The 11,754-nt window shown below is 46.4% G+C and carries 12 protein-coding genes; 4 read left to right on the forward strand and 8 right to left on the reverse strand.

Annotation, left to right across the window (positions count from 1 at the left end):
* Nucleotides 1-59: 59 nt before the first annotated feature.
* Genes AC5SXE_RS03455 through AC5SXE_RS03470 form a run of 4 tightly spaced genes read left to right on the forward strand, consistent with a single transcriptional unit; the run spans nt 60 to nt 4,074 of the window.
* Complete coding sequence (locus AC5SXE_RS03455; RefSeq protein ID WP_493916619.1) at nt 60-1,016, forward strand: aminopeptidase; 957 nt, start codon at nt 60-62, stop codon at nt 1,014-1,016.
* A 44-nt stretch (nt 1,017-1,060) separates the two neighbouring features.
* Nucleotides 1,061-2,053, forward strand: coding sequence for a Bug family tripartite tricarboxylate transporter substrate binding protein (locus AC5SXE_RS03460; RefSeq protein WP_493916620.1), 993 nt, complete (start codon nt 1,061-1,063; stop codon nt 2,051-2,053).
* A gap of 23 nt (nt 2,054-2,076) precedes the next feature.
* A complete protein-coding gene (locus tag AC5SXE_RS03465; RefSeq protein ID WP_493916621.1) occupies nt 2,077-2,541 on the forward strand; it encodes a tripartite tricarboxylate transporter TctB family protein in 465 nt (154 codons plus the stop codon).
* A 39-nt stretch (nt 2,542-2,580) separates the two neighbouring features.
* Nucleotides 2,581-4,074, forward strand: coding sequence for a tripartite tricarboxylate transporter permease (locus tag AC5SXE_RS03470; protein WP_493916622.1), 1,494 nt, complete (start codon nt 2,581-2,583; stop codon nt 4,072-4,074).
* A gap of 231 nt (nt 4,075-4,305) precedes the next feature.
* On the opposite strand, the gene AC5SXE_RS03475 is transcribed toward AC5SXE_RS03470, so the two are convergent.
* The 8 genes from AC5SXE_RS03475 to AC5SXE_RS03510 form a co-directional block, all read right to left on the reverse strand.
* On the reverse strand, nt 4,306-4,464 hold the full coding sequence (locus AC5SXE_RS03475) for a hypothetical protein (protein ID WP_493916623.1): 159 nt from the start codon (nt 4,462-4,464) through the stop codon (nt 4,306-4,308).
* Nucleotides 4,465-4,729: 265 nt separating this feature from the next.
* Complete coding sequence (locus AC5SXE_RS03480; protein WP_493916624.1) at nt 4,730-5,677, reverse strand: ADP-ribosylglycohydrolase family protein; 948 nt, start codon at nt 5,675-5,677, stop codon at nt 4,730-4,732.
* An 89-nt stretch (nt 5,678-5,766) separates the two neighbouring features.
* On the reverse strand, nt 5,767-5,961 hold the full coding sequence (locus AC5SXE_RS03485; protein WP_493916625.1) for an acetamidase/formamidase family protein: 195 nt from the start codon (nt 5,959-5,961) through the stop codon (nt 5,767-5,769).
* Nucleotides 5,958-7,034 (reverse strand): branched-chain amino acid ABC transporter permease, encoded by a 1,077-nt coding sequence (locus tag AC5SXE_RS03490; protein WP_493916626.1) that lies wholly within the window; start codon nt 7,032-7,034, stop codon nt 5,958-5,960. The genes AC5SXE_RS03485 and AC5SXE_RS03490 overlap by 4 nt, the downstream gene beginning before the upstream one ends.
* A complete protein-coding gene (locus tag AC5SXE_RS03495) occupies nt 7,031-7,939 on the reverse strand; it encodes a branched-chain amino acid ABC transporter permease (RefSeq protein WP_493916627.1) in 909 nt (302 codons plus the stop codon). The genes AC5SXE_RS03490 and AC5SXE_RS03495 overlap by 4 nt, the downstream gene beginning before the upstream one ends.
* Nucleotides 7,940-7,951: 12 nt before the next feature.
* Nucleotides 7,952-8,662: an ABC transporter ATP-binding protein gene (locus tag AC5SXE_RS03500; protein WP_493916628.1), complete on the reverse strand. Its 711-nt coding sequence runs from the start codon at nt 8,660-8,662 to the stop codon at nt 7,952-7,954.
* 6 nt (nt 8,663-8,668) lie between these two features.
* A complete protein-coding gene (locus AC5SXE_RS03505) occupies nt 8,669-9,460 on the reverse strand; it encodes an ABC transporter ATP-binding protein (protein WP_493916629.1) in 792 nt (263 codons plus the stop codon).
* 105 nt (nt 9,461-9,565) lie between these two features.
* Nucleotides 9,566-10,873, reverse strand: a complete 1,308-nt coding sequence (locus AC5SXE_RS03510; protein ID WP_493916630.1) for an ABC transporter substrate-binding protein — start codon at nt 10,871-10,873, stop codon at nt 9,566-9,568.
* Nucleotides 10,874-11,754 lie beyond the last annotated feature (881 nt).

Below are 11,754 nucleotides of genomic sequence, written 5' to 3' on the forward strand. Positions count from 1 at the left end.
GGGTATAAGGGTTAAATCTTTCTGAAAAGGAGCGATGGCTATTGCGGATGAAGGAGGCAATGATGTTCAAGGGGGCGCGGACTATCCTTGATGTGTGTGTCTCAGTTAAGGAGGGCGAAAATGTCTTTATCGTAACAGATATGTTTCAGGAGGGGATTGGACAGGTCTTAGCTGCTGCCGCCATGGAGCGAGGGGCTGAGGTGACTTTAGGAGTCATGACGCCGAGAGAAAAAGCTGGGCAGGAACCTCCGAAGATAATCGCCGAGGGGATGAAACATGCAGATGTGGTTTTGCTACCTGTTAGTTACTCGGTCACCCACACCTATGCAGTGAAGGAAGCTGCTGCAAAAGGGGCGCGCATCTTGGTCATGACCGATTTCACGGAAGAGATGCTCATACATGGTGGGATCGAGGCCGATTTTCGCGAGTTGAAGCCAATCTGCAGATTCGTTGCCCACAGCTTTACCTGCGGTAAACGGGTTCATCTTACCTCCCCTGGGGGGACAGATCTCACGATGGACATTACGGGACGTCGGGGAAACGCCCTCTACTGCATTGTCGAGCCTGGAGAGTTTTCAACAGTGCCCACCGTGGAGGCTAATGTATCGCCCATCGAGGGAACGGCAAACGGTCGAATCGTGGCCGATGCCAGCATTCCTTATCTTGGCATCGGATTGCTTGACGAGCCCGTAATTGTCGATGTTAAGGATGGTTTTATCACTAAGATTAGCGGCGGGCGCCAAGCTGATATACTTCGCCGGGATCTCGAGAGCCACAATGACAAAAATAGCTTCAATATTGCTGAATTGGGGATCGGGCTCAACCCGAAGTGCAGGATGTGCGGCATCATGTTGGAAGATGAAGGGGTTGTGGGGACAGCTCATATCGGTATTGGGACAAACATCACCCTGGGAGGCGACACGAAGGCTCCTTGCCACTACGACCTGATTATGTGGGATCCTCGTGTTGAAATTGATGGGACCCTCGTGATCGACGGCCCTCGAGTGATTTTTTAATATACAGGCTTCAGGTAAACCAAAAAAACAGAGGAGGAATCATGATGAACGGACAGAAGAAATTTTTTGGAGCGCTTCTTGTACTTGTTGCATTTGTTGCTTTGTTTGCAGCCGTCGTGCCCGTGAGGGCCTCGGCAGCCGATTATCCCACAAAGCCAATCGTCGCCATCGTTCCCTTTTCTCCTGGTGGCGGTAATGATGTTTTGCTTCGCCTCGTCGCGAAGTACATCACACCTTTTCTGGGTGAGACCTTAATTGTGGAGAACAAGCCTGGAGCAGGGGGACAAATCGGGTGGACGGCACTCTCGAAAGCTAGACCCGATGGTTACACCATTGGAGCCACCACTCTGCCGTCAATGATTCTAATCAAGAGCCTCAGAGAGAATGTACCTTTCGATCTCGATGATTTCCAGTACATTTGCAACTTCCAGGTGGACCCCATTATCTGGGTTGTGGAAAAGGAGAGTCAGTTTAAGACGGCTCAGGATATTGTCGATTATGCAAAGTCTAATCCGAAAAAGTTGAATGTTGCTGGTGACGGTCCTGAGAGTAATGTGCAGCTTCAGCATCTTGTGGCCGCGAAGCTACTTGGAATCTCCACCAACTTTATCTCTTACAGCGGATCGGGGCCAGCCTTGACAGCAGTCCTCGGCAAGAAGGTTGACTTAGCTGCGACAACCCTGAGCTCTGCTATGCCTCACATCGAAGGAGGGCGCTTGCGCCCCTTGGTGTTGTTCTATTCGGCCAAGATGGATGTTATCCCTGACACGCCAATAGCTGAGGAAGCCTTCGGCGTTTCAATTCCATCGATTGGAATGGCCGCACGAGGCGTTGCCGCGCCGAAAGATGTGAAGGCTGAACAGATCGCGGTTTTGGAAAAGGCCTTCAAAGCGGTAGCTGAATCTCCCGAATTTCTTGAGCAGGCTGAATCTCTCGGGCTTGTAATTCGTTTCATGGATTCAAAGGAATCCACGGCCCTCGTTAAGGAAATGACTACTTTGGTGGAGCAGTACAAATCGCTGTTCGACGAAAAATAAGAGTGGGAGGAATTCTGATCTAAATGGTAAAAAACTCCTATAAAAAAGAATTGGGTTTTTCCATTTTAGTCACGTTAATTTGTGCTCTTCTGGTAATTTGTTCTTTCTCTTACGCAAAAGAGTCGTCGCAATTTCCCCGTTTCCTGACGGCGACTATGTTGGCGCTCTCACTTATCCTGTTGGTGCAAACGCTGCGCTCTAGGCCTAGGCAACCTGAAATGGGAGAAACGGATCAAGAGAGAAGTTCTTTCTGGGCAAGTCAAAAGGTGCCATTCTTGGTTTTTTTCATTGCGGCTCTCTATGTGGCCTTGATCCCAGTGATAGGTTACTTCACAAGTACGATACTTTTTTTGGTGGGCACTATGACCCTTTTCGGTAGACACCGGCTCTTTGTCATGCTGGGGACCTCTATGATTTTTTTGGTAGTGATTTACGCTCTTTTTGTCCGATTCCTGGGGCTTCATCTGCCAGAAGGCATGCTTTTCTAGCGCTGTTCAGCTAACAGCAAAGGAAGGGGGGATACCCTTATGGAAGTTCTATTCTCAGGTATCATAAAAGGCGGGCTTCTGCTCTTAGACCCTATGACCCTATTTCTTATCATGGCAGGCACTGTATTTGGCATTGTTATCGGTGCTCTACCTGGATTGACAAGCACCATGGGTGTTGCTTTGCTTGTGCCAGTGACTTTCGGCATGAGCCCGGCCATGGGCTTAGCACTTTTGGGGGCAATTTACTGCTCTTCCACCTACGCTGGGGCGATAAGTGCTATCCTGCTGAATATCCCTGGAACCCCGGCTAACTGCTGCACCATGTTGGATGGCTATCCGATGACACAAAAGGGAGAATCGGGCAGAGCGATTGCCTTGGCCACCGCAGCTTCCGCCGTGGGTGGTTTTTTAAGCATCTTTGCTCTTCTCTTCCTGGCGCCCCCTCTTGCAGAGTTTGCCCTTAAGTTCGGAGCCCAGGAATACTTTCTCCTGGCAATCTTTGGAGTGAGCGTCATTGCTTCTCTTTCCGAACGGAATATGGTTAAGGGACTGATTTCAGGATGCCTTGGCCTTTTTCTCAGCATTGTTGGCATGCACCCTCTTACTGGGGATGTGCGTTTCACTTTAGGAATTGCCGAGCTTTATGATGGCCTACCCCTGGTGGTGGCGTTGATTGGTCTTTACTCCATTCCTGAGGTCATCTCGATCTTGGAGAGCAAGCAGGAAAAAGTGAAACAGTCCTGGAGCGTGGGTCGTGGAGTTTTCACGCAGATGATGGAGATCTTCAAGCATAAAATACTTTTATTTCGGGCAACGGTCATTGGCATCATCGTGGGGATCATTCCGGGCGCTGGCTGCAGTATCGCGAGCTTTGTTGCCTACGATGATGCCAAACGCTTCTCAAAGAATCCCAGTATGTTTGGAAAGGGTTCACCGGAAGGGGTCATTGCTTCTGAAACGGCGAACAACGCTGTTGTTGGTGGATCGCTTGTCCCCGCTCTGACGCTTGGAGTACCAGGAAACGCCGTCTCGGCGGTTCTCTTGGGAGGCCTGATGATCCATGGACTCAAGCCTGGGCCGGCTCTCTTTATTGAAAATAGTGCCATTGTCTACTGCTTCATCCTGAGCTTGTTTGTATCGAATCTCGTCTTTGTACCTGTGGGCCTTTTCATCGCTCGTTACTGCGCCCGTTTAATTGAAACGCCAGCCTCTATCCTTGGACCTCTTGTGATCGGCTTGGCCGTAATGGGCTCTTATGCAGTTAACATGTCCACTGTGGAAGTGTGGATCATGCTAGCCATCGGGATGCTGGGCTACCTGATGAAGGAGTTCGATGTACCCAGGGAGCCTCTTGTGTTAGGACTAGTTTTGGGAAGCATGGCTGAAGGAGAACTGGCCCGTGCTATGTCTCTAGTTCACGGCAGTGTCTCGGGTCTTATTCATAGCATGCTGACGAGCCCGATTTCTCTAATTGTCATTGGATTAACATTCCTATCGCTCTGGCAGGGAATAAAAAAACATCTACCTTCATGAAAAATAACATATTAGATCTACACATTTGAAAATGACCATTTTCAAATGTGTAGATCTAATCTAGGTGTCTATGTACTTTATCTACCAGCCATCCAATTCATACGGGTCTTTTTACTTAGTCAAGATAGGGCAAGTCGTCTCCTGACGAAATCTGCACCACTATTGGATTGTCGTTAAAAGAAGAGCGTACAAAATTGTCCCTACACATTAGTCAGGGATCTTCACGTGAGGTTATGCGAGGCTGATATCCTCTACGGGAGAAGCGTTTTTGGTGCTTTTTGCTGACGTGGTCTGCAGTAACTTTCGGCTCAAATGAGTTCCTTTGAACTTGATCAAAAACTTCTCTATTACCTTCTTATTGATGGCGATATATGCCTTCTGGGAATTCACTTTCAAAAAAGCTCCAACACTGGTTTGAAAGATTAATATCATTATACCCACATAATTTGCTTTCGCGCTGTGAAATTATTTGTACGCCCACAACATTCCATTTTTTAGACTGGGAGTAACCATCCAACCTCATAATATTGTCCTTCTTTCTAGTGCCAATTTTTATTATTTTGGGCTGACATTTCAATTAACATTCGTAGCGTATCTAAATGTACCGAAAGAGAACTTAAGTATAGCCTCGAATGCACGAAGTCAAGGGGCTCTACTATATTCCATAAATCGCCTCATACAGCCTTTCTCCCAGCTTGATTATTTCATCTACTTTAGCGATCTTCTGTACCCATTCCTTGGGAATGCCTTCATATCCGCAGTATATGCCGGCCAATCCGCCGGCAAGGGCGCCAATGGTGTCCGTGTCCCCACCCAGATTTACTGCGGTTATGACAGTATCTTTGTAGGAATCGTTATTGAGAAAGCACCACAGACAAGCCTCCAGCGAACCTACGACGTAGCCGCTCGATTTTATGGAATCAATTGGCAATTTCGAGATATCGGATGCAAGAATTCTGCTAAAATGACTCAATTCCTCAATGTATGGCTCTTTAGAATAATATTTCAAAACGGCATCTTTCATCTTCTCGTAAGCTGCTTCAGGAGCGTCGCCATTAAACAAATTTATCCCAAATTGAACGTATATTCCGCATGCCATTTGCGATCTTATATGTCCGTGTGTTATGCGCGAGACCTGGTGAGTGATTTCAAATTGCTCTTCTTTATCCATTTTCTCTACATAAAATATCAACGGCAAGATTCTCATGAGCGACCCGTTGCCGTTGCTGCGTTCATCCGTAGGTCCAGCTTCTAGGGGATCAACTCCTTTCTTTAAGCAGGAGATGGCAATTTGAGTCGTGCGGCCAACGTCAAAAGCCTTGCCCCACGGCGTCCAGTATCCCTCGTACATCCATTTAACGAATTTATCAGCGATATCCCGAAGGTCAAAGCCATTGCAAAGCGATTCGGCTAAACAAAAGGCAAGAGAGCTGTCGTCTGACCACGTGCCCGGCGGCTGATCGTGGGTCCCGTATCCTATCATGTCTTTGACAGGATTTCTTCTAAGCTTTTCCCTGGATTGAAACTCCACAGGCACACCGAGTGCATCTCCAATGCATAATCCAAGCAAACCGGCAAGTATTTTGCCTTTTTTCGTAATCATAAGAAATTCACTTCCAGACTATTGTCTGTGCTTTATGACGTTACTATAATCAATCGTTTTAGGTCCTCTGATGCATATGTCCTAGCGCTCTAGTCCAATTTTGTCATGACTTGTCTCTTTCCATAAGCTCCGCACACCTCGCCATTATCCATGACAGCATGAAGATCTACCAATGCTAGATGCGCTCCATGAGTAAACACTGATAAATATAGCGTAGCCCCTTCGATGATTTTCCTGGCATCCAAGTTTCCCCTTATCTTCTTATCTTGACGAAGAACCTTCATGCTTTCTCTTCTTTCCTTTCTTTCCCTACTTGCGGAGTGGCAAATAGGCGCTTTATTGAGCTGAGTGAAATCTTACCAGAACCGAACAACCCATCAGGCAAGAAAATCATGATAAGAATGACCATAACTGCCATAAGCACTTGTATAAGGCCAATCAAGGGAGGCACGTTAAATCCAAGGAAGACAAAACCTTCTTGGATCGGTCGGGCTAGATGGGTAAAGAAGGTTATTATCGCTGCACCAAAAAGCGCTCCTGTAATTGACGAGCTACCACCAATTGCAAGCATGGCAATTATATTGAATACAAAGTTTAAATCGAATACATTAGGGTGCATGGAGCCGGTGTAATGTACCCACAATGCCCCGGAAATTCCTACGATAAAGCTGCCTATTACGAAAGCATATATCTTGTATCTGACTACGTTTATGCCTAAAGTAGCTGCAAGAGTCTGATCCTTGCCTATGGAAATCAGCGCTCTGCCAAATTTAGACCACTTGAACCTCGACACAAAGAACACGGTTAGAGCCAGTAATCCGTACACCCACCACACGTTTGTGTGAAACGGAATGTTGCGCAGGCCCAATGGGCCATGCGTATATGAGCGCAGGTTAATTGCAAGATTGGCCATTACTATATTGATGCCCATTGATGCAAGAACGAAGTAGTGGCCTCGCAATCTGAATGCGGGCAATACCAGCACAATGCTAGATAGTACTGCCACAATCCCCGAAACCACCAGTGCCAAACCAAAAGGTACCTGTAGATTCTCAAGCCATAAAGGCAGGGTGAGCACGGATGTTTTATAATCTATCGGAAGAGTAAGGAGGGCGCATGTATACGCTGCCACGAGCATTATGCCGCCAAAACCTAAAGAAAATATATTAGCATAACTGTTAGTAATACTGACACCTATGCAAGCCATGGCATTTATTCCAAAAAGTAGGAAAACACCAAGATAGAAGCCTCTAAGTTTTGTGTTAGCGAGAACCAGCAAGCCAACGGCAATGGTGGTAAGTATTAGTATTTTCCAAATCCTCCGCACCTTACTATTATTTGAGTTTACATATGTCATTCCCATATCTCCTCAAACTTGACGTTGGGCTTAAAGAGTCCGCTTGGTTTGGTAAAGAGAATCACGAATAGCAAAATCCACACGAACAGAGGACGAAGGGGTGATAAAGATGCCGGCAACAGTGCAACAAATAACACCTCACCAATTCCTATGATAAACCCTCCAATCATCGCCCCAGTCACATTGCCAATTCCGCCTAACACTGCAGCAATAAAGGCTGTTAACCCGGGAGTAACGCCCATGCTTGGGTTTACAATGCCGAAGCTCAATCCATATGCCAGCCCTGAAAGGCCTGCCAGAGCAGAGCCAATTACGAAAGCGACGATAGTCACCTTGCTGCTGTTCACGCCTACAAGCTCCGCGGTACTTCTATCGTAGGATACAGCACGCATGCCTATACCCACCTTAGAGTAGCGTATGAAGTAGGTTAGAACGGACATTATGACAATGGTCACCACGAAAATTAGAATGTCGCGCAGGCCAATAGCTACGCCTCCTACGAGAAACATCTTTTCAAATATTTGTGGAATAGGAAATGCGCGACGCTTATCAGTATAAAACATCATCATAATATGACGGAGACCTATCGACGCTGCAAATGAAGCAATAAAAACAGTCAATAAAGGCGCCTTCCTCTTTATAACAGGGCGATATACATATCTCTGTAGAAGGAGCCCCACGCCGGTGCTTGCCAATAATGCCAAGGCAGCCCCATAAATTAATGGCATTGAATATACTGAGGTGGCTAGATAACACACAAAAGCTCCAATCATGAAGACTTCGCCATGTGCGAAGTTAATTAATCCGAGTATTCCATATATCATTGTGTATCCAACTGCCAACAGACCAAGTATGCTACCATACGAAACGGCATTTACCAACTGTTGTGTAATATACAATCCCATAGTGATCACTCCTCACGCTATCCCCAGGTAAGAGGCTTTCACATGCTCATTATCACGCAATTCATCGCATGTGCCTTCAAGGCAAATCACGCCTTTTTCGAGTACATAGGCACGGTTTGCCACTTCTAAAGCAAGGCTCACATTCTGCTCAACTAGGAGAATGGACGTACCTGAAGTATTGATTTCCTCTATCCTGTCATATATTGCCTCAACAAGTATAGGAGCTACCCCCAGAGACGGCTCATCAAGCATCAGCAGCTTGGGATTGGACATAAGCGATCTTCCAATGGCAAGCATTTGCTGTTCCCCTCCACTTAATGAAGCCGACAACTGGTTCCTGCGTTCCTTCAGTCTGGGAAATAACTCGTAGACCCATTCGAGACGAGCCTCAAATTGTTCCGTGTCATTTATGAGGTAGGCTCCTATCTTGAGATTCTCAAATACAGTGAGGTTTGCAAATACATTGCGTCCTTCAGGACAATACGATATCCCCATAGCCACAAGAGCATAGGGCGGCAGGTCCTGGGTGTCGGTATCCTCAAACTTTATGCTTCCTTCCCAGGGCTGAATCATGCCTGCAATGCAGCGAAGTACAGTGCTTTTACCTGCTCCATTTGCTCCGAGCAATGCAACGATCTCGCCTTGGCAAACATTCAGACATATGTCCTTTAGAACTTGTGCTTTCCCATAGCCTGTGGCTACGTTATCCAGTTCAAGCAACACAGCTTATCACCTCTTACCTACAGCAGCTTGATGTACTCTCTTGCTGCCCAAATAGACCCTGGCGACGTCAGGATTGTTCTGAATCTCACTGGGTGTGCCTTCAGCAATAACGCTTCCCTCGTGCATTACTACAATCCTGCTACATATGGTCATAATAACTCGCATGTTGTGTTCTATTATCACAAGACTTAAGTTGAGGCCTTCATGTAGATACCGGATAATCTTCACTACCTCGTCCACTTCTTTGGGGTTAAGCCCTGCTGTAGGTTCGTCCAGTAGCAAAACTTTTGGATTCACACATAGAACTCTGGCTATATCTACTTTTCGTTGAATTCCGTAAGGTAGATCGGAAACGTCCTCTTGTGCGTACTCAGTTATATCCAGTCTCTCAAGGATATCAGCAATCGTATCTTCAACTTTAGCCTCGGCCTTATTGAACTTTGATGTACCCAGCATGGAATCGATTAGGGAGTAATGGAGCCGATGGTGAAACGCAGGCTTGAGATTCTCAACCACCGTCATACCGGACATCAATCGAATATTTTGAAATGTTCGCACAAGGCCTTTATTGGATGATACATGAGGAGGCTTACCCGCTAGATTTTCTCCGCGAAAGATAACACTGCCCTTATCCGGCTTAAGAATTCCGGTCATGAGGTTGAAAACCGTGGTCTTTCCTGCTCCATTGGGGCCTATCAGACCTACCAGTTCGCCCTCTTTCAAGCATAAGTCAAAATCCGAAACTGCCGTAAGTCCTCCAAAACGCTTAGTGAGCTCAGTTACCTGTAACAAGTTCATGTGGCCAACTGCCCCCTTACTGCTTAATGTAAGTGGGACACGGAGCCGAAGTTAGCTCCGATGTCCCCACTATTATGCAACAATACACCATTTACCTCGGGCGAGTTACTTTATGCCCATTGTTTTGAGTATTGCTTCCAGATCACCTGAGAAAGCCGAGAATTCCATGTGTGCCACATAGCGAAGTCGACCGTCCTGAACCTTCTTAAATACCACTGGTTTATCAGGACAACGCGGGTAGATAGCAGTTTCGGGGTCAGGATACGATATAGGAAGAGTTGTGGTTTCAAACATTGGCTTATCCTGAAGCATATCACGAATGGAATTGCGCTTCTGAGCCAGAGTCATCGCTTCCCACTTCGCTTCTCCCTGTTCCTCGATGATAGTCTCAATAGATTCAAGTACAAGGCGAATACTGTCATATCCCACAGCCTCGAAGCAGCCAGGTTCTTCTTTGTACTTAGCCGTGTAGTTCTTCACAAATTCTTTGCCATTTTCGGTAATTGGGTAATCGCCTGCGAATTGAGTGGATACGTAAGCTCCTTCCACTGCACTACCTCCCACCTCAACAAGGCTAATGTCGTCAGCTCCGTCTGTGAAGAAGAAGGGAAGCTTGATGCCTAGATTTCTGGCTTGTTTTGCATACACCGGAGCATCCTGCGGTTCGGGTGGTAATGTCACTATACCGTCGAGTTCGTCCTCACTGGCCTTTATACGGGTAAGCTGAGCAGTGAACACCAGGTCGCCAGTCATATATGATTCAGAAACAACCACAGCGTTTGGATCGCCTGTGTAGTATTTAAAAGCAGCCATAAATACGTTGGACAGATATGTACTGTATGCACTTCCTGCATCCCAGAGCACTGCCACTTTTCTCCATCCAAGTTCATCCACTATGAACTTGGCTACCGCAGTGCCTTGAAAGTGGTCACCATAAGCAGGCATGAATATATACTCTCCTATATTAGGCTGAGTAGGGGTAGTTGCCGTACCTGTGAGGAATACACATTTTTCAGCCTGGAACACAGGACCTGATGCTGATGTGAGTGAGTCATCTTCACTACCCACTCCAGCCACGACGTTCAGTTCCTGTGTAAGCCTTTTAGCTGCTCCCGCAATGACGTCCAGTTCACTTTGGCCATCAATATTGATGTACTCAATCTTCCGGCCCTCGATTCCACCAGCATTGTTTGCTAGCTCTACTGCAAGCTGAGCACCTCGGTAAGCACATTGACCAATCTCGCCCCCGAATCCCACTAAGTCCCAAATAGAGCCAATCGCAATTGGAGTCTTTTGTTGTGCAAACGCTGCTGGATTGAACGCAAAAAGAATCCCAACCAATATAACCACGATACTTCTAATAACGCGATTTCCATGGTTTGACAATAATAACACCTTCCTTTCGAGGTTCAATGGTACCCCGTTTCCTTGCCACTTGCTTGTCATGAGTACTGACTAACAATAAACGAACCACAATCACTACAACAGTATCGTTTTAACTGTTGACCACCTCCTTGCTTGATTCAATGACCGCAGCAATGCGCTCTAACAAAATACCGTTGACAAACTGCTTGCGCCGTAGGCATATTAAACTTTCGGCCTTGCTTCCGTGTCGCATGAAGCCAGTGGACGGTTATATAAAGGATATACTGCTTTTATCCAACTTATATTTAATATTAAACGAGAAGCTTTGTATAACAAATCCCACCCAGCAGTTGACGGAGATTAAACAACACACGAATCCTGCGTAGCCCTATAAAGTGTGGAAATCCGTGATGCTTTTGCAGAGGTTGCGGAGGGATTGATAAAAATGGCTCACAGATTCCTTGTGATCTGAAGGGTGCTTCGGATGTCTCTGGCCTCCTCGTTGGACCAAAATAGTGCACTGCCACCTCTCTTGCATTGTAAATCTTGCGAAAGTATAGTAATTCTAGCTTCTGCTCAACGTTTACGTAACCTGCCGTGGTTTTGAGAAACACTTCAAATCTTGCCCTACCTCTCATATTGAATGATAGCAAGAAATAAAATATAGTGCAAATTAACGAAGTTAGCCTACTGCGTGAAATATCTGTAGGAAATTTGTAGTATATTTTTACTACATGAGCACCAAACTTCAGCAAGGAGCTATTGGAGTCTTTTGACGATTTCGAGGTCAAGATGTCACGAGTAATTTAAGTGAAGTTATCTCAGATTAAGATCATCCCTGCCGCGAAGATCTTGCAAATAAAGGCCGGGGTTTGAGCCTCCCTCGCTGGAGAACCCAAACCCCGGCCTTGTGCCTTTTGTTATTGTGT

Source organism: Acetomicrobium sp., from assembly GCF_059026225.1.

Coding starts and splice junctions, on each gene's coding strand:
- AC5SXE_RS03455 (WP_493916619.1), top strand. CDS start 60: ATGATGTTCAAGGGGGCGCGGACTATCCTTGATGTGTGTGTCTCAGTT.
- AC5SXE_RS03460 (WP_493916620.1), top strand. CDS start 1,061: ATGAACGGACAGAAGAAATTTTTTGGAGCGCTTCTTGTACTTGTTGCA.
- AC5SXE_RS03465 (WP_493916621.1), top strand. CDS start 2,077: ATGGTAAAAAACTCCTATAAAAAAGAATTGGGTTTTTCCATTTTAGTC.
- AC5SXE_RS03470 (WP_493916622.1), top strand. CDS start 2,581: ATGGAAGTTCTATTCTCAGGTATCATAAAAGGCGGGCTTCTGCTCTTA.
- AC5SXE_RS03480 (WP_493916624.1), bottom strand. CDS start 5,677: ATGATTACGAAAAAAGGCAAAATACTTGCCGGTTTGCTTGGATTATGC.
- AC5SXE_RS03485 (WP_493916625.1), bottom strand. CDS start 5,961: ATGAAGGTTCTTCGTCAAGATAAGAAGATAAGGGGAAACTTGGATGCC.
- AC5SXE_RS03490 (WP_493916626.1), bottom strand. CDS start 7,034: ATGACATATGTAAACTCAAATAATAGTAAGGTGCGGAGGATTTGGAAA.
- AC5SXE_RS03495 (WP_493916627.1), bottom strand. CDS start 7,939: ATGGGATTGTATATTACACAACAGTTGGTAAATGCCGTTTCGTATGGT.
- AC5SXE_RS03505 (WP_493916629.1), bottom strand. CDS start 9,460: ATGAACTTGTTACAGGTAACTGAGCTCACTAAGCGTTTTGGAGGACTT.